At 44.4% G+C, this 17,941-nt stretch carries 12 protein-coding genes; 5 read left to right on the top strand and 7 right to left on the bottom strand.

What is annotated here, in order from left to right:
* Nucleotides 1-23 precede the first annotated feature (23 nt).
* The gene (locus tag MKY63_RS15015) at nt 24-1,040 is read left to right on the top strand and encodes a LacI family DNA-binding transcriptional regulator (RefSeq protein ID WP_036685366.1); all 1,017 of its coding nucleotides are present in this window, start codon (nt 24-26) and stop codon (nt 1,038-1,040) included.
* 127 nt (nt 1,041-1,167) lie between these two features.
* Here the strand turns inward: MKY63_RS15015 and MKY63_RS15010 are convergent, their stop codons facing one another.
* The 3 genes from MKY63_RS15010 to MKY63_RS15000 form a co-directional block, all read right to left on the bottom strand.
* Nucleotides 1,168-2,178, bottom strand: a complete 1,011-nt coding sequence (locus MKY63_RS15010; protein ID WP_036685367.1) for a ketoacyl-ACP synthase III — start codon at nt 2,176-2,178, stop codon at nt 1,168-1,170.
* A 131-nt stretch (nt 2,179-2,309) separates the two neighbouring features.
* The gene (locus MKY63_RS15005; RefSeq protein WP_178944219.1) at nt 2,310-3,026 is read right to left on the bottom strand and encodes a hypothetical protein; all 717 of its coding nucleotides are present in this window, start codon (nt 3,024-3,026) and stop codon (nt 2,310-2,312) included.
* Between the two features lie 773 nt (nt 3,027-3,799).
* The gene (locus tag MKY63_RS15000) at nt 3,800-5,200 is read right to left on the bottom strand and encodes an MATE family efflux transporter (RefSeq protein WP_076098795.1); all 1,401 of its coding nucleotides are present in this window, start codon (nt 5,198-5,200) and stop codon (nt 3,800-3,802) included.
* Nucleotides 5,201-5,359: 159 nt separating this feature from the next.
* Between MKY63_RS15000 and MKY63_RS14995 the strand changes: the two genes are divergently transcribed.
* Nucleotides 5,360-6,241 carry an AraC family transcriptional regulator gene (locus tag MKY63_RS14995; RefSeq protein WP_076213683.1) on the top strand — a complete coding sequence of 294 codons (882 nt, stop codon included), beginning with the start codon at nt 5,360-5,362 and terminating at the stop codon, nt 6,239-6,241.
* A 75-nt stretch (nt 6,242-6,316) separates the two neighbouring features.
* Here MKY63_RS14995 and MKY63_RS14990 read toward each other — a convergent pair whose 3' ends face one another.
* The 3 genes from MKY63_RS14990 to MKY63_RS14980 all read right to left on the bottom strand — a co-directional run bounded on the left by MKY63_RS14990 (nt 6,317) and on the right by MKY63_RS14980 (nt 9,776).
* Nucleotides 6,317-7,927 carry an extracellular solute-binding protein gene (locus MKY63_RS14990; RefSeq protein WP_143758575.1) on the bottom strand — a complete coding sequence of 537 codons (1,611 nt, stop codon included), beginning with the start codon at nt 7,925-7,927 and terminating at the stop codon, nt 6,317-6,319.
* 68 nt (nt 7,928-7,995) lie between these two features.
* The gene (locus tag MKY63_RS14985) at nt 7,996-8,889 is read right to left on the bottom strand and encodes a carbohydrate ABC transporter permease (protein ID WP_036685379.1); all 894 of its coding nucleotides are present in this window, start codon (nt 8,887-8,889) and stop codon (nt 7,996-7,998) included.
* A gap of 11 nt (nt 8,890-8,900) precedes the next feature.
* Complete coding sequence (locus tag MKY63_RS14980; RefSeq protein WP_141118552.1) at nt 8,901-9,776, bottom strand: ABC transporter permease subunit; 876 nt, start codon at nt 9,774-9,776, stop codon at nt 8,901-8,903.
* A gap of 503 nt (nt 9,777-10,279) precedes the next feature.
* Here MKY63_RS14980 and MKY63_RS14975 point away from each other — a divergent pair.
* On the top strand, nt 10,280-12,514 hold the full coding sequence (locus tag MKY63_RS14975) for an AraC family transcriptional regulator (RefSeq protein WP_076098798.1): 2,235 nt from the start codon (nt 10,280-10,282) through the stop codon (nt 12,512-12,514).
* Nucleotides 12,515-12,600: 86 nt separating this feature from the next.
* Here the strand turns inward: MKY63_RS14975 and gtfA are convergent, their stop codons facing one another.
* Entirely contained in the window at nt 12,601-14,043 is a 1,443-nt protein-coding gene (gene gtfA, locus MKY63_RS14970; RefSeq protein WP_076098799.1) for a sucrose phosphorylase, read from the bottom strand.
* Nucleotides 14,044-14,417: 374 nt separating this feature from the next.
* On the opposite strand from gtfA, the gene MKY63_RS14965 reads away from it, so the two are divergent.
* Together MKY63_RS14965 and MKY63_RS14960 are read left to right on the top strand one after the other, a co-directional pair.
* Complete coding sequence (locus MKY63_RS14965; protein WP_036685385.1) at nt 14,418-15,410, top strand: LacI family DNA-binding transcriptional regulator; 993 nt, start codon at nt 14,418-14,420, stop codon at nt 15,408-15,410.
* Nucleotides 15,411-15,612: 202 nt separating this feature from the next.
* Nucleotides 15,613-17,436 carry an exosporium glycoprotein BclB-related protein gene (locus MKY63_RS14960; RefSeq protein ID WP_081382395.1) on the top strand — a complete coding sequence of 608 codons (1,824 nt, stop codon included), beginning with the start codon at nt 15,613-15,615 and terminating at the stop codon, nt 17,434-17,436.
* The last annotated feature ends 505 nt before the right edge of the window (nt 17,437-17,941 follow it).

The raw sequence follows: 17,941 nt of genomic DNA, 5'->3' as shown, positions 1-17,941 counted from the left end.
AGCGGAGGGTGGCATTATTAACTATGAATATCAAAATGATTGCCGAAATGGCCGGCGTTTCTGTCTCGACTGTTTCGAAAATTATGAACAATTACAGTGATGTTTCCGAAAAGACCAAGCAAAGAGTTTTGGAAATCATCGAACAAACCGGATATTCACCTTCCAACTCCGCCAAGACACTCGCAACTAAGAAGTCGAATCTGATCGGGGTTATTTTTGCTGGCGAGCTTAATGTCGAATTTACACATCCCTTTTTCGTAGAAGTGCTAAATTCTTTTAAAAAGCAGATGGGCGTTCTGGGCTACGATCTCATTTTCTTTTCCAACGAGAAATTCATCAGCAGCGGCGATTATTTCGCTCGATCTGTTCATTTTAATGTGGATGGATGTGTCATTATTTCCGGACAAAAGATGGAGCCTACCATCCGCGATCTGGATATGAGCAGTATTCCTTGTATCGGGGTCGACCTTGAGCTAAAGGGCAAAAAATCCGGCTTTGTGATGTCAGATAACTTTCAGGTTTCTTCCAAGGTCGTGGAGCATTTTTATCTGCTTGGCTATAGAGAACTTGGATTTATCGGAAGTGCAGCGGATTCAGATATTTCTAACCTGCGGGAATCCGGATATGTCAAAGCTATTGAAAGCTTCGGCCTCACTTTGAACCGTCAGTGGTTTGTTCATGGCGACGATTTCTTTGAGCCCAGCGGTTATACGGCTATGCAGCAATTAATTCAAGCCGGAAATTTACCAAAAGCCATTTTTGCGGCTTCTGATTTGCTGGCTCTGGGAGCCATCCGGGCTTTGAAAGAACACGGTCTCAGCGTTCCTGAAGATATTGCCATTATCGGATGTGACGACATTGAAGCCTGTAAATATACCAGTCCAAAACTGTCGACCATCCGCCAGAACAAAGAACGGCTTGGCATCCTCGCTGCCCATATGCTCTATGACTTGATTAACAATCAGTCTGGCGGTGGATCATTTGTAGTGGAGCCTGTGCTTATTGTGCGTGAATCCTGTGGCAGTCAATTAAATACTTAGTTAATCAACAAAAAAAGACAACGGCTTATGTAAGCGGGTTTCCGCAAACGGCGTTGTCTTTTTATTGATTATCGAAAATGTTTCGTTATCTATCTTCATTGGTCTCTAGCTGGTCGAACTCCACCTCTTAATATGGAGTAGGTATCCCTACCTGATGATCCAAATTCAACTCAATCAATTGTCCTGCCTGGGTTAATCCGGCACCAAAACCATACATCAGGATCTTTTGTCCATTTTGTACCTTGCCCTCGCGGATGCCCAAATCAAGTGCTAAAGGAATCGTGGCAGCCGAAGTATTCCCGAAATTCACAAGACTGTGCAGCACCTGCTCCAGCGGATAATTTAATCGCTCGCATATTGGCTCAATCATTCGCATATTAGCGCTGTGGGGAATAAACCAGTCTACTTCCTCCAGACCTACCTCCGCTTTTTCAAGCAGCTGTTGCACACCTAAAGGAACCGTTCTGACCGCCCAGCGAAACACTTCTCGTCCGTTCTGTACCAGCATTTGTGTATCTACCAGCTCAATATTGTTTACAGTATGGGCAAGCCCCGTACGGTAAACATGATGTGCCCCACCGCCATCACTTGCCAGCTGGAAGCCTAAAAATCCCGTCGTCTGCTCATCACTTTCCACAAGCACTGCTCCAGCGCCATCCCCAAAAAGAATACATGTACTGCGGTCAGTATAATCCGTAATCTTGGAGATCGTATCCGCACCAATAACCAGTACCTTGCGATGCATTCCTGAAGCCACATAACTGTGAGCAGTATGCAGTGCATAGACAAAACCTGCGCATGCTGCACTCAAATCCATAGCACCAGCAGTCTGCGGAATGTTAAAACGATTTTGAATCAAAGAAGCTACTGAGGGAAAGGAAAAGTCAGGTGTACTCGTAGCTACCAGGACCATATCGACATCCTGAACGCTTTTTCCATAACGAGTCATAAGATCCTGCACAGCTGCTGCACATAAATCACTTGTATACTCATCCTGCCGACTAATTCGGCGCTCACGGATTCCGGTCCGTTGCACAATCCATTCATTATTTGTATCTACGATCTGCTCCAGATCGGCATTAGTCAGTCTTTTGGCTGGGACATAGGTTCCGATAGCGGTAATTTTTGCACCTGTCATTCCAATCACCTCTTCAATTAGTATCTGATATTAGTACTTGGTACTAATTATAACTCTGTGCCTGCTAAAAAGCAAAGAAGGCCGGTAAAGCATCCTAGCTTCCCGGCACTTCCGTAACTTTACGAACCCACTTAGAAACGTTTCCTATTACGCTGCTTTCTTTTTCTGACGAACAATATAATCGCAGTTGCAATAACCACCACTAAAATGATAAGCACAATCACGATATTCCATACATTAGGCACATAAACCTGCATTTGAATTGGCTCTGTATCCGCTAGTGTAACATTCCAAGTAAGGGTTCTGCCGTCCTCCACATTTGCATTATTGTCTCCATATAGATCCACAGGTAACGTTAATTTAAAGTCGAAAGCCATGTTTTGCAAAAAAGCCCGAATAATCGGCTTCGATAAACTGAGCGATCCCATATTATCCATTATGGTGTCTATGTAGCTATTTAATTTGGGCTTCGCCTCAACGTCATATTTGGTATAAAACCAATTATCTTTGGTATCTAATTTCAGGTCCACAATATCCAAGTCACCAGAAAGTGCTTTCATATCCTCAAAAGAGGCATAAGATTTCACGAATTCATAGACTGTAGATTTTCCATCTTGGCTTTTCTCTAGCTCAATCCCCTGATCCTTAAGTTTGTTTACCAGAGCATCTTCCATTTTTCCGCTAATCAACGCTTCTGCACGCGAATTCACTTTCATGTTCACTGCAATATCTACGCTTCCGTTCTTATTCACTGTGACATGAGCAGTGCCTTTAGAACAGCCTGATAATAGTACAAGCATTAAGAGCAGCCCTAGTAACGAAAACCCTCTCCATTTTGACAACAACATTTCCCTCAAACCCTTCAGTAACATGTATTTATATAACGGCTACCCATTCTATAAAGGCTAACTCATTTATATCATAGAATCAAACTCTATATGAATGAATAATCAAATTTGAGAACCGTCAAACTTAAACTTTATACGCGCATAAAAAAGAGGCCCTCACAGAAGTAATCATTTCTACTCATGAGGTAACCTCTTTCATAAAAACAGCACACGTAATGTTACTTCGAACGCTAGTTGTTCATACGATGCTCAATGTTACTTGGAGTGCCTATTGTTACTCAAGATGCTCATTGTTACTTGGAGTGCTCGACGTTACTCGGGATGCTCAATATTATTCGGAGTGCTTATTGTCGCTTGGGTGCACGGTGTTACTTGGACTTTCAAAGTCGCTTTCGGACTCCAGAGTCGCTATTTCCGCACAAACGTCTCTTTTCATAAGCTATCGGACTCCAGAGTCACTATTGCCTCAAAATCACCCCATTATGAGCCAATTTACGAGGAATAGCGCCTCTCCAGTCCGAAACTACCCGTAAAAGGCTCTAAATTAGCAAATAGCGGCATCTGAGTCCGAAAGCACCTGTCCTCCCGTAACCGCCCAACTACCGCTCTCCTGCAGCCGCCCTACTATCGCCCTACTATCGCCCTACTATCGCACTACTGCAGCACTACTACCGCTTACTCCGCCCTACTGCCGCAACAAACACTACTCAACAAACAACGTCCGACTCTTAAACCACTCCATTGCCCATCAAGCTAGGCTTATAGAGTCCCGCTTATGTGGTTAACGAGGTGCTTCTTTTCCCGGCTCCATGTAGTGAAGCATTCTCTTCACTCAAGCCGATATCCGCTTGGCGGAGAACCTTTCGCCCCCTCCAGCGCGCCAGAACAAGCAAGCCTCTCACCAATTCGTCGGCTATCATACAACAATAGATACCCATAAGTCCCCAGCCGACGCTGATTCCTAACCAATAGGAGCAGCCCACGCCAATGAGGGACATAGACACGATGGAAGTATACATCGTATAACGCGTATCCCCGATAGCGTTCAGCGCGTTGCCGAGGGCCATATTCAGCATTTTGGAGGGCTGGAGCAATAGATTTAGAGCTAACAAAGAAACCCCGATCGCAATAATCTTCGGATCAGATGTGAAATAACCGAGCAGCTTTTTTCCGAACAGGAATAGTAACAGCATGTTAGCTGACACAATGCTCAAACCAATAAAGAGTGTACGATACGCACTGCGATAAGCTTCTTTCAATTTGCCTGCTCCAAATAAATGAGCAATCTGTATCTGCCCCGCCAGCGCAAAAGCATAACCAAGTGTGAAGCAAAAGGACTCCAAGGTATTAAGATACGTGCGTGCTGCTAACGCTTCGGCTCCAAGTGCAGCCAGAAAGGAATATACAATAAGCTGGGAGAATACCCAACAGGAAGAATTGATCCCGAGAGGCCAGGCAATCTTCAAAATTTGCTTGAACAGCTTGCCATTGAATATGCGGAAATCTCTAAGTCTGACCTTGATCTCGAAAGAACGCCGGAATAAGGAGTAGAGAATAATCACTCCGACCAGTCTACTGATAATACTGGAGATCGCGATGCCCGCAAGGCCTAGCTGTGGCAGACCGAATACACCAAATATAAAAATATAGTTCAGAATAATATGGATGACATTGATTATAATCCCTGTGTACATCGGTCCTTTGGTATTCCCTGTGTTACGGATAGCGGTACCGAGGGAAGCGATCATCCCGACCATAAAAAGTCCACCGCCGACGTAGGAGATATAGACATTGGAAAGTGACAATAGCTCAGGTGCTATATTTAGAACCCCACCAATAGGGCCCGCATAGAAAAACAACACAATACTCACGACAATCCCCAACACGAGGCTAACCGATACTCCCATAATAGCAATCGTGCGTGCTTCACCAAAACGTTTGGAGCCCATTCTCTGTGCGATCAGAATCCCCGCTCCACCCGCAAATGTTGTAAAAAGCGTGGTCAATGCACCGAACAATTGATTGGAAATGCCGACTACGGCGACTGCATCATCAGAGATACGGCTGACCATTAATGTATCTACCGTACCCAGCAGAGTCTGTAGAAATACCTCTATAAATATAGGCCAAGCCAATACCCAGAGTCCAAAACCCTGTCTTTCTTTTTTCACTATACAAACCCTCCTCGTAAACCATGCCTACAGACTTAGCCTAAAAAATAACATCTTTATTCATTAGGTCAGACTAAATTATAGATGATATACTTTGGATGATGGTACAGATTTCAAACCAATTATTACATTATTCCAACCTCACTAAAAGGAGCTTCTGACATGAACATCTTGAACTTCACCGTTCCTCCGTTGCTGTACTACATTGTAAGCGGATTCCATACTTTCTCCCCCGGCCATTATCATATGAGCCGCCATAATACCCGGGTGTTCGATTTGCTTGTAGTTAAACAAGGCTGTTTATATATGAGTGAAGGCGGCCTCCCTTTTCAAGTAAAAGCGGGTCAGGCGCTCTTGCTTCGTCCAGACAGCCATCATTTCAGTACGGACAGCTGCAAGGAATCCACCTCTTATTATTGGTTGCATTTTCAAACGGTGGGTGAATGGAATATGACCGAGGATACGGCTGCTGCGCTTGAGAGGGACAACGTCAAAATAGAGAACTCCCTGCAATCTGACGAATTTGATATCCGACCGTTTAGCTTACGCCTGCCTCAGTATACGACTCTGCTGCAGCCGTCCAAGATAGAAGAGCTGCTCTCACAGCTGAATCAGCTTGTGCCTAATTCCCATTTAAGCGATACTCCATTTCAGCAGCAGCTGTTATTTCAGGAGGTTATTCAGCAGTTATCCGCCTCCCTCAGCCATGAGCGCCCATCGCCCTCCAAAACATGTGCAGAGCAAGCGGCCTCCTATTTACGCAGCCATTTTCGTGAGCACATCACTGCGCAGCAGCTAGGGGAAAGCCTAAGCTTTCACCCTGTATATATCGCTCGTTGCATGAAGAAGGAATACGGCTGTGCGCCGATGGAATATCTGCTGCATTATCGAATTCAGCAAAGTAAACTTTTGCTGATGCAGACCAGCTACACGATTGCCCGTATAGCCGAGGAAGTCGGCTTCAATCAGGCCCCTTACTTCAGCTCCAGCTTTATTCGAATAGAAGGGACCACTCCGCGGGAATTCCGCCAACGCTTTTCGTAGATCCTGAAGACTCTAAAAAACACAAAAAAAGGGATGCTCCCCATTTGGCTTAGGGAACATCCCTTGCTACTTTTATTATTTCAAACCCTTCTCCTGCACATAAGCGTCCCATTGCTTGATATATTCGGTCTGGATTTTCTCAAGGCCTGCTTGCTTAGCCTTTTCCATAAAGGTGGCTAAACCCGCATCAACATCCTCTACTAATCCAGCTTGCAATGGATACAGGTATTGCTTTTCCACCTGCTCTAGTGCTGCTTTTTCCGCCTGATAGGAGGTATAATCCTCAGCAAAACCCGTGAAAATATCCGGCTTCTGAATTTTGTCGAGCTCAGCGAAGATTTCCTTCACGCCGTCATAGGATTTATCAAACAACATGAACTCCGGATTCCGCCATGCCCAGCCGTTCATTCCCTCGCGTGTAAAACCGTTCGTTGAAGCATCTCCAATAAGTTCATAATAGCCGTTCGCATCAATCTTATAGTTCTTTCCTTCCACACCGTATTGCGTCAGCTGATTATAACGTTTATCCATGACCATTTTTTCATAGAAGGCCAGCGCACGTTCAGGGTTCTTGCTGCTCTTCGGAATGGCGAAACCATTATGAATAGGATGAACTGGTGTTGCATAACCAATGGTATTGCCATAAGGATAGTAACCTAGATCCCAATCCGGATGTGCTGCTTTCACCTTCATCAACGTATCGTTGAAGCGAGTCGGATTATCTCCGAAGATGCTTGCTGCCTTGCCCGCGATAATCGGTGCCTGGATGGTATCCTTCAAGTTCAGGACGTTTTTGGAAATCAATCCGTTTTCCTGCCAGCGTCTCATCGTCAGCAGCTCTTCTTTATGTTCCTCCGAGCCCCAATAGAGATAAGCTTTTGAAGGATCATCGTACTTAATACCAATACCGTAAGGCAGCGGACTGCCGACCTGTGCGGTAAGTGTTGAATATACATCATGAATGTTACCTCTTACATCACTGTTAAAAGAAGCCGGCGACATCTGCGGTTCATTTTTCTTGATTCCTTCCATGTATGCTTCATAGCTAGCCAGATCTGTCGGCTGAGGCAGATTGTATTTCTTGCGCAGATCCTCACGCCATACGAAGCCATTCGTTACATACTCCTTATAAGTCGCAGGAACGGTGTAAATCTTGCCATCAATCTTCACGGCATCCCACATTTCCTGTGGTACGAATTGCTGGAGTTCTGGGGCAGCTTTTGGCAGCAGATCATCTATAGCCAAAAAAGCTCCCTTTTTCGCATAAGCCTGATATTGTGTCCAGTCCGCGGTGAAGATCAAATCGATCGATTGGCCCGACGACAGCAGCAGCTTATATTTCTGATCCCAATCTGTCCAGGTTGTATAATTGAATTTAACGGTTGCATTCAGATCCTCTTCAGCCATTTTGTTAATTTCGGCTTCAATGCTTGAGAGATCCTTCGGCGCATCGCCTAGCATATAGAATTGCAGCTCTACCTTTTTGGAAGTGTCCAGTCCGGTCTTCTCCTCAGTAACTGCGTTCGTACTTTGTGCTGTGTTTCCTCCGCTATTGCTCTCTTTTACCGCCGAATTGTCTCCGTTTGCAGAATTAGAATTCCCCCCGCAGCCTGCCAGCAGCGTCAAGCCCAATACTGACGTAAGCAGAATAGACATGCGTTTGCCCCGTTGTTTATTCATCTGAATCCTCCCTTTTCACTATGCTTCTATGTTAGCCGACTGTACCTTAACCCGGTAGTGGGCAGGTTGCGGTTCTAACCTTTCACAGCGCCGATGGTTAGGCCTTTGACAAAATAACGCTGAACGAACGGGTACAGAAAAAGAATAGGTCCCGTCACGACAATTGCCATCGCCATTTTGGTAGACTCAGCAGGGACCTCCGTAGCCAGTGACACCCCGGTTCCCGCCCCCATCTGTGCGATAAACTGTGCTGAATTAATAACATTGTACAGATAGAACTGCAGCTGATATTTATGCGTATCATTGATGAACAGGGAAGAGGTGAACCAGTCATTCCAGTAATACAAAGCCAGAAACAAACCGACTGTAGCGATGCCCGGCATGGAAAGCTTGAGTACAATCTGCCAGTAAATACGGAAATCACCGGCCCCGTCTATTTTGCCAGAATCGAATAATTCCTCAGGAACTGCAGATTTGATGAAGTTTTTCATTAAAATGATCAAAAATGGCGTCATCAGACCTGGAAGCACCAGTACCGCATAGGAATCCAGCAGACCGAGGTATTTCGTAATCATGATGTACCACGGGACAAGTCCTCCCCCAAACAAAGTCGTAAAGTATATATAGAAGGAAAAGCTATTTCGATATTTGAAATCTTTACGCGCCAACACATAACCCGCCATAGTCATGAAAAAAAGTCCCATTACCGTTCCAATCGCAGTTGTGCTGACTGTGACCGCATATGCCCGCAGCACCTCATCCGGGAAGATGAATACCGTCTTGTAGCCCTCCAGTGAGAACTGTGCCGGAATCAGATGATAGCCATCGCGGATAATGGACTCATTGCTGGTCAAAGACGCAGAGATAATTAGCAAAAAGGGCAGCAGGCAAGCGATCGACAGGCCAATAATGACCACATAGGCAATCCAATGAAGCATTCGCGTATATTTATCCTTTTGAATTTTCATTCCTTATCCTCCTAGAACAGGGCGTAGTCATCGTTTATTTTGCGGATAATATAGTTGACCGTCATAATGAGGACGAAGCCGAACAAGGATTGATAAACCCCGGCAGCCGTTGCCATGCCCACATCAAAGGTTACTTTAAGCGAACGGTATACATAGGTATCAAGGATATCCGTCGTATTGTAGAGCAGCCCGTTATTGCCTATTAATTGATAGAAAAGATCGAACTGGCCCTTCATAATACTGCCGAGCGCAAAGAGCAGCAGCACCACAAAGGTTGATTTGAGCATCGGCACCGTTATATACCAAATCCGCTGGAAAATATTAGCGCCATCAATTTTGGCCGCTTCATAATATTCGTCACTAATCCCCGTAATCGCCGCCAGATAAATCACCATGCTGTAGCCAAGATTTTTCCATAGATAAAAGATAATGATCAGAAAGATCCATGCCCAAGGTTTACTGTAAACGTCGACCGGATCAAGGCCAAATTGGGTAAGTATTGTATTCAAGAAACCGCTGTCATAATTAAACAAGTTGTAGACAATTACACTGAGAATTACAAAGGATACAAAGTAAGGCAGAAACATTACCGATTGGCTAATCTTTTTAAACCATTTTCCATTGAGCTCACTCAGCAGGATCGCACAGACAATTGCCAGCACATTCCCTAGTACAATAAAAGCAATATTGTATCCTATCGTGTTCATCGTGAGCTTCACCAGCGTACCGGATCTCCAGAGGAACTCGAAATTCTGCAACCCGACAAACTTGGAATTGAACATACTGCTGTTGAAGTCGAATTGAGTGAACGCATAATAAATGCCTACCATTGGAAAATAGGAATTCACCAGAAAAAAGACCAAGGTGGGCAGCAGCATCAGAAACATTACCCGATTGTGCACCAGCTCATACAACAATCCTTTCTTCTTTCTTGTCGTTCGTAAGCGTGCTCTACCATCAGCCTGGATGCCAAGTTCGACGTTTGAAATTCCTTTGGATGAGGTTTGGCTCAAGATCTCTCACTCCCCTTAATATAGAAACTGCATAATTCCACTATAGGGGGATTCTTCTGAACACAGAAGTGAAGCTTACAAGCCTTACTGCACAAACTGGCGAAACAGGAACTGAACAATCAGGATGTTTATGTAAAAGTCTTCGGAGACCCACAGAGCTTCTCAAGCTTCGCTAACCCCGTATAATCCTTGTAGAAAAGGCTGTTTTGTACATGAATATTTAATTTGTTCACTCCCTTCAGATTGGAAAAATGCAGGATTATAAGGTTGCTCCACTGTTCCGTTCACTCTTGGGGACTTATAATAAAGGAACTTCATAATATGAATTCATCCAGAGTCTTGTCCGAGTAAGTCATATGATGATCAGGGGGGACGGTATGAAGAATAATGATCTACGGAGAAAAAGACTACTGTATGGCAAGCTGCTCACTACCATAACCCTGTGCATATCGTTAACCCTTCTTATCTCTACTTTTGTTTACTATACGTACTACATCGGTGTCGAGAAGACGCAAACCTTCCGCTCCGATCTAAGGGACCTGACCCAGACCGGCAAAAAAGTAGTCAACATGGCTGAAGTCGCGCAAACGCTTTCATTTCAACTGTATCGAACCAGCACGATTTCTCATCTGTTGTTCTACAACAAGCCTTCTATTTATGAGGTAACCGCAGCGATGTCCGATCTCGGAAACTACTTAAATTCCATGCCCTATATTGAATCCATCTATGTATATAATCCGAATAATGACACGGTTTATATTTCGGCAGCACAGGGCCAGAATGGCGTATTCACCACCCGCGAACTGGTGGACACTGAAATTATTCAGATGCTGAATCATTATCAGGATTACAAAACATTCACGCCGATTCCGCGAACCTATTCCATAAATGAACCTGAGAAGAAAACCATCTCAGTCTATACTTACCTCTGCTATGATGCCATCAATTGGGACCGCTCTATTAACTCTGCGGTTATTGTTAACATATCCGCGGCTTGGATCAATAAAGAACTGGCTAACGGCAATACACCCGGTAGTGGCAGTACCTACATTTTAGATGACCAAGGCCGTTTTCTGTCGGGGAATAAGCTGACACTGGAGAAGCTCTCCGGGGATGAAAACAGTTGGCTGGAGCATCAAGTAAAAGCACGCTCTGCCGGCTATTTTACTGCCCCTTTTAGAGGGAATAAATCACTGGTGTCCTATACTTCGCCCGATTCGCTTGGCTGGCAATATGTGCGCATTACTCCTTATGAGGTGATTACTGAACAGACCAATCATATCCGCAATACTACACTTCTGATTTCTATAATTATTCTATTGTTCGGTCTTGTTATTTCTAGAGTACTGTCCAAACGGCTTTATCTGCCGATTGATTCGATCGTAAGCCGAATGAACACCCTTGAGGCAGATAAACGCAACAGCATGTTCACGATCAGGCAGAATTCATTACGCAATCTGGTGCTTGGTATTAAATCTCCTCATAACAGCCGGCAAAATGATGTTCAACAGCTGGGTATTTCTTTTAATTTAAACGAGGGCTACCGGCTAGTATTACTACGCATTGATGAGTACGAAGCTCTGCGAAAGGAACGAGGCTCTTATCTCCTTCCGTACAAGTTTGCCATCATGAATATTGCCTCAGAGATCTGTGGACAGACTTATCAGGTGGAAACTGTAGATATGAATGACGATAGCGTGGTCATGTTGCTTAGCAGCATGACCTCCACTGAACATCTGGATACCGAGCTGATTGAAGTGCTGCTGCGGCAGATCCGCGTGGCCTGCTGTGATTATCTAAAAATCGGACTGTCGTTAGTGTACAGCCCCATCAGTGATAATCCAGATGTACTAAACCGGCTGTACAGTCAGGCCAGAGAAGCTTCCAAACATAGACTGTTTTATGGTCATGGCAGCTTGATCAATGCTGAGCGCATTAGCGAGCTTCAGAACAATCTTTACTCCTATCCGGCTGACAGCGAGAAAAAGCTGGTCGATGCGCTCACAAGTGGCAGAACAGACGAAGCCCGCAGTCACTTCTCCGAAATGGTACGTGAAATGGAGCAATATCCCTATCATGTGCTGGAACTTACTGTTTCAAGGGTGACGCTAACGATTAAACGAATCGTCGATAACATCAAGAAGCTTAGTCCTACCTCCACCGAAGGGATGATGGTGATGCCTTCGCTTGAACATTATGAAACGATAGAAGAATTTGAAGCGGCTTTTTACCAGCTTTTCGATCATATTCAGGAATTCCAAGCGGATAAGCGCAGCTCCAAGCAAAGCGATCTAATCCGGCAAATCAACCAAACCATTCAGCAATCTTACATGGACCCTTGCCTAAGTCTGAACCAAATCGCGGATGAACTTAATATGTCTCCGATTTATGTCAGCAGACTTTATAAGCAGCAGACCCTAACCACTATTGTGGATGTCATCATGGAGGTACGGATGAAGGAAGTTTGCCGCCTGCTTGTAGAGAGTGATTTGTCGGTATCGGATATTGCTGAAGTAACTGGCTTCACCAGCAGTTCTTATCTCCACCGGATGTTCAAACGCAACTTCAGCCTTACACCAATAGAATTCAGACGGACCAAAAACAGTTCATAACATGAATCACCTATCCCCCAAAAAGAAGGGTGCTCCAGCAGCCATTACATTGGCCTTTGGAACACCCATCGATATCATATGAAATATTAAAATACCTTCGCAATATTCGCTTCATTCTCACCTGCAAGAATGGTGTATTCTTTGGTCAACAGATTCGCTTCAAGCTTCGCCACACTGTTCTCATTTTTCCAAGTGATGTTCAGCTCATTCTCACTACCTTGTTCAATCTTGATCTCACCATCAAAAGCTGGACAGCTATTTCTGAATTTTAACAATGCGAACAGCTTTTGAACAACAGGACGTTGTACCTCAGCAGCAATTTCATCTTTAGAATAATAATGGCGGTTAATATTGCGTCCTTCTTTTGTGCTTTCGAGCAGCTCAATATCATTCTCACCAGCGAATAGACCTACATAATAAATCTGTGGAATACCAGGGGCGAAGCACTGAATAGCTCTGGCCAAAAGATATGCCTGATCATCATTGCCAAGTGCAGAATAATAAGTGCAGTTAATTTGATAAATATCCAGATTATTATAAGCGGCGGAGCTATATTTTTTCTTAACATTCGCTCCTTGGCTATATAGGCTTTCTCTGGTCATTTCAGCTTCTTCGTCGGTCATCAGGTCCTTAACATCCACTACGCCGATGCCGTCATGCGTATCCAGGGTAGTGAATTGTTTTCTCGGACAGATTTCCAGCCAATGCGCAAGCCGATTTACTTTTCCACTATACAGAGCATGTAATACCAACATTGGCAGGGCAAAATCATAGACATAATAATCCTTGTCTGCAATCTTCAATTGAATGCTGTAATGCTCATGGATTTCCGGAAGAACAGTTACGCCATAAGGTTCTACTACTTCTTTAGACAAATTCAACATTTCCCAAATATCCGGTTCTACGAAAAAGCAGTTGGTACCGATCTTTTTGTTGGCATAGGCAAAAGCGTCCAGCCGGATAATCGATGCTCCTTTATCAGCAAGAAAGGTCAGATTGTCTTTTACGAATTTCTTCGTAGTTTCCGTAGTCACGTCCAGATCAATCTGCTGCTCATCAAACGTACACCAAACCTTTTCCTTCGTCCCATCTTTAAAAGTAACCTCTACGTATGGCGCCCGCGGTTTACGTTTATAAATTAAATCCACATCAACCTCAGTTGGTTCACCGTTAGGCCAGAAATCCTTGTAACGAATGAATAAATCCTTATATTCCGATTCATCCTTCTTCTCAAGGAAATCTTGAAAGTATGGAAACTGCTGTGAAATGTGATTGATCATGAAATCATACATCATGTAGAACTTCTGACTCATCTGTTCAATTTCCGCCCAGTCGCCAAAAGCTGAGTCAACCTTGGTGTAATCCATCGGGGCAAATCCCCGGTCGCCCGAAGAGGGGTAAAACGGCAATAAATGAACCCCACCCACGACTCCTTGCAAGTGTGTATCCAGTACTTCGTTTAGTTCTTTTAAATTGTTTCCCATGCTATCTGCGTAAGTGATAAGCATAGCTTCATTTTTAATCTGCATATTGGAGTTCTCCTTCTATTTCAATTTATACACTCTTGCTTCATAAGTCAGAGAAATCATCAAACTAATGTAATTTAATGAAAGCGTTCTCCTAAGAATCCTGTTCCTCCCTAGATGAACGTTTATTCAAAACCAATTTTATAGATGCGCAAATAATATGTCAAACGTTTTCATATAATTATATTCATATAATATAGACAAAATTATTGATATTTAATATTATACCTGAATATTTTGTGGTAACGTATAACATACCTATTATAACTATCAAAAACAATCTATGCTTTTACAATTGTTAGTCTTGATTAGTGTCAACAATCCAAGAAACGTTGTAGAATATAGATTAGAGCATTTTATGAAACGGGGATGAGGGTATGGCAAGTATTAAAGATGTTGCCAAGGAAGCGGGCGTTGCTGTAGCTACCGTGTCCAGAGTAATGAACAACCGGGGATATATCAGCAAAGAGACGCGTAAAAAAGTTGAACAAGCGATGGACGCCTTAGATTATCATCCTAATCAAATCGCCAGAGCCTTACAGAAGAATCAATCCTTTTTTATTGGGATTATTGTTCCAGATTCGAACCACCCTTTCTTTTCCGATCTCATCAAGTATGTTGAAATGAGTGCTAATGAAAAAAACTATAAATTGCTAATATGCAATTCTCTTGACGATCCTGAGAAAGAAGCCAACTATATTAGCATGCTTCGCCAGAATCAAGTAGATGGCATTATCATGTGCAGCCACACCATGAATATTGAAAGCTATAAAAAGGTCCCTTTCCCTATTGTCTCTTTTGACCGTTTTATTTCCTCCAACATTCCTTGTGTGGGATCGGATAATTACCGCGGTGGTGAGCTAGCTACCGAACATTTGATACAGCTGGGCTGTAAACGGTTGCTACATATCTCCGGCCCGCTAGATCTGGATATTCTAGCGAATCGTCGTCGGGATGCTTTTGTCATCACTAGTATGAAACATGGTGTAACCTACGATATTATCGAAGGTGCGCACAATAAGCTTACCTTTGATTATTTTTGGTCCTTTGTCACCGAAAATATCTCTCCAGCCCAACTTCGAGAATATGATGGAGTATTTTGCAGTAATGATATTGTGGCTTATGCTTTATACATTTATGCTGAACAGCAAGGCATTCGAGTGCCCGAGCAACTGAAAATCATCGGTTATGATTACCACAGCTTTACCCGCATGCTTCAGAGTCCTAAATTGACTACCATTATGCAACCTAGTGATCGGATCGGGGTCATGCTGACCAATACTCTCCTGCAAATGATCGAAAGTGCTGACGGAGAGCTAATCAACAACACTACTGTAGACGTAACTCTTATTAAAGGAGAGACTACTTAACGTATCTATTAAAAAGGTAGACTACCGTAATTAGCGGTGGCCTGCCTTTTTTTTGTATTGCTTCATTAATAACGACTTTCAGGAATAACGGCTTTCAGGGCAATTATTGTAACAACTTCCGCTTCTCAGAATATGCTGATTGGGCAGGTTCCCATTTTTTAAAGGAATGAACAGGAGAAGTTCAAGGAGGAGATATAGAAATATGCCTGATTACAGACCATTTAAAGGCGATGCTATCCTAAACAAGCATGGAAGGATCAGCAGTCCTATTAGAAAGAGGGAGTGTAACGCACTATTAAAAATAGTCACTGATCTCTCTGCAGTGGTACCCCCCGTACTTACGAATCCCACAACACTTCATATTGTCAATCTCCAAAGAGTGTTAAGAGAGCTATTGGAATTCTTGCATACTTCTAAGTTATGCAGCCCTTTTAGAACTGAGCTACTTTCTGTAGTAGAGATAACCATTGTATCGACCGAAGTCAGTCCCTTCTCAGTCGTAAGCGTTGGCACTAATCTTCAACTGCTATTAGCTGAGTTATTATCTTTTATTCTCGCCACGAAGATTGACCCTAATTGCAAAGATCAGCTGATTATTCAGATCAGACATATTCAGGCTTCTATTACACAAGCAATTGGATTACCTATTAAAGGTGTGACTGGACCTCAAGGGCCACAGGGACCTCAGGGACCTCAGGGGCCGCAAGGATCTCAGGGGGTTCCGGGAGCAACGGGAACTACAGGGGCAGGGCTGCAAGGAATTGTTGCTTTTAATCCTGCATTAAGCCCTACTTATCCTGCCGGTCAAGTAGTAACCTTCAATGGCAGTACCTATATAGCTACTGTTGCGGGACCAACGGGAACACCTGGAAGTTCACCAGATTATTTATTAATTGCTGGGGGCTCCACAGGCCCCCAAGGACCTCAAGGACCTCAAGGACCTCAAGGAACACCGGGACTTCAAGGACCTCAGGGGCCGCAAGGGGTAGGGCTGCAAGGGATTGTAATCTTTAATCCTGCACAAAGTCCTACTTATCCAGCAGGTCAAGTAGTAACCTTCAATGGCAGCACCTATATTGCTACCGTCTCTGGACCTACTGGAATACCCGGGAGTTCACCAGATTACTTGTTAATCGCTGGTGGCGCGATGGGACCTCAAGGACCACAGGGTGTGCAGGGGATTCAAGGGCCAACAGGTGCGCAAGGACCAGCGGGTCCAGGCGTAGGAGCAACTGGAGCGACTGGCTCGACTGGCGCTGCAGGCTTGGCAGGCCCTGCTGGTGCAACGGGCGCGACGGGCGACCCCGGCGCGGTCGGCGTTGCCGGAGCTACGGGTGCAACGGGTGCGACTGGTGATCCCGGCGCGGTCGGCGTTGCCGGAGCTACGGGTGCAACGGGTGCGACTGGTGATCCCGGTGCGGTCGGCGTTGCCGGAGCTACGGGTGCAACGGGTGATCCCGGCGCGGTTGGAGCTACTGGCATTACCGGAGTCACTGGTGCAACCGGTAACGGTGCAATTATTCCACTGGCATCCGGAGGACCTATTATTATGACCACGGTTTTAGGTGGTTTGGTTGGAACAACAAGCCTTGTAGGCTTCGGAAGTTCAGCCACAGGCATTTCTCTTGTTGGCGGTAATATTGATTTAACAGGTACTCTCCTTGGACCGCTTATCAACTTTGCATTCTCGACTCCTCGTGCAGGAGTGATAACATCCCTTGCTGCTTATTTCAGTAATACCATAGCTTTATCGCTGCTTGGTACTACAATAAATGTAACAGCACAGTTGTACCAATCGGCCACACCAAATAACACATTTACTGCTATTCCAGGGGCATTAGTAGCGCTCCCACCTATCACAGGTACTATTAATCTAGGAACTTTTGTCAATGGAATTACAAATGATATCAATTTTGCTGTAACACCACAGACACGTCTGCTTATGGTATTCTCAGCCACTGCTACAGGCCTCACCCTTGTAAATACAGTCACTGGTTATGCAAGTGCTGGCTTTACGATTGTATAATCATTAAAACAAATTCAAAAAAAGGCATCTGCCATTCCTTCTAAGGAGTGATAGATGCTTTTTTGGTAATATACGGTACACTTACTTGATCTTTCGGACTCAACTGCCGCTATTCGTTAATTTATCCCTGTTTAGAGAGATCATCGGACCTGAGAGGCGGTATTGGGCAGAAATGGTGCTCAATAGCGTCTATTTTGTACAAATAACGCCTATGGGGTCCAATAGCAACTCAAAAATAGGAAAATGTTGCAAATAAGAGCGCTTGAGTCCGATAGTCTGTCAATGTCACTCCCCGCTCTTCTTCTCTCCTACTCATGTCCGGAGGCTGAATCCCTATTACCGAAACCTTCCTTTCCTTTGGTCTCGATCAGGAGCTGCAGATACGCTGCTTACTACACCTCCTTCTATACACTTACAATCACTACTTAGGGTCTACCGTTCTCTCCCACGTCGGGTCAGCAGCTTACTACGCCCCTTCTATACACTTACCATCACTACTTAGAGT

The sequence above is a fragment of the Paenibacillus sp. FSL R7-0189 genome, assembly GCF_037969925.1.
Taxonomy (GTDB): Bacteria; Bacillota; Bacilli; order Paenibacillales; family Paenibacillaceae; genus Paenibacillus_AQ; species Paenibacillus_AQ odorifer.
This window is presented reverse-complemented; position numbering and strand designations above follow the sequence as displayed.

Bases quoted from the DNA above. Each gene is read 5' to 3' on its own strand.
- MKY63_RS15015 (WP_036685366.1), top strand. From the start codon at position 24: ATGAATATCAAAATGATTGCCGAAATGGCCGGCGTTTCTGTCTCGACT.
- MKY63_RS15010 (WP_036685367.1), bottom strand. From the start codon at position 2,178: ATGACAGGTGCAAAAATTACCGCTATCGGAACCTATGTCCCAGCCAAA.
- MKY63_RS15005 (WP_178944219.1), bottom strand. From the start codon at position 3,026: ATGTTGTTGTCAAAATGGAGAGGGTTTTCGTTACTAGGGCTGCTCTTA.
- MKY63_RS14995 (WP_076213683.1), top strand. From the start codon at position 5,360: ATGAACATCTTGAACTTCACCGTTCCTCCGTTGCTGTACTACATTGTA.
- MKY63_RS14985 (WP_036685379.1), bottom strand. From the start codon at position 8,889: ATGAAAATTCAAAAGGATAAATATACGCGAATGCTTCATTGGATTGCC.
- MKY63_RS14980 (WP_141118552.1), bottom strand. From the start codon at position 9,776: ATGTTTCTGATGCTGCTGCCCACCTTGGTCTTTTTTCTGGTGAATTCC.
- MKY63_RS14975 (WP_076098798.1), top strand. From the start codon at position 10,280: ATGAAGAATAATGATCTACGGAGAAAAAGACTACTGTATGGCAAGCTG.
- gtfA (WP_076098799.1), bottom strand. From the start codon at position 14,043: ATGCAGATTAAAAATGAAGCTATGCTTATCACTTACGCAGATAGCATG.
- MKY63_RS14965 (WP_036685385.1), top strand. From the start codon at position 14,418: ATGGCAAGTATTAAAGATGTTGCCAAGGAAGCGGGCGTTGCTGTAGCT.
- MKY63_RS14960 (WP_081382395.1), top strand. From the start codon at position 15,613: ATGCCTGATTACAGACCATTTAAAGGCGATGCTATCCTAAACAAGCAT.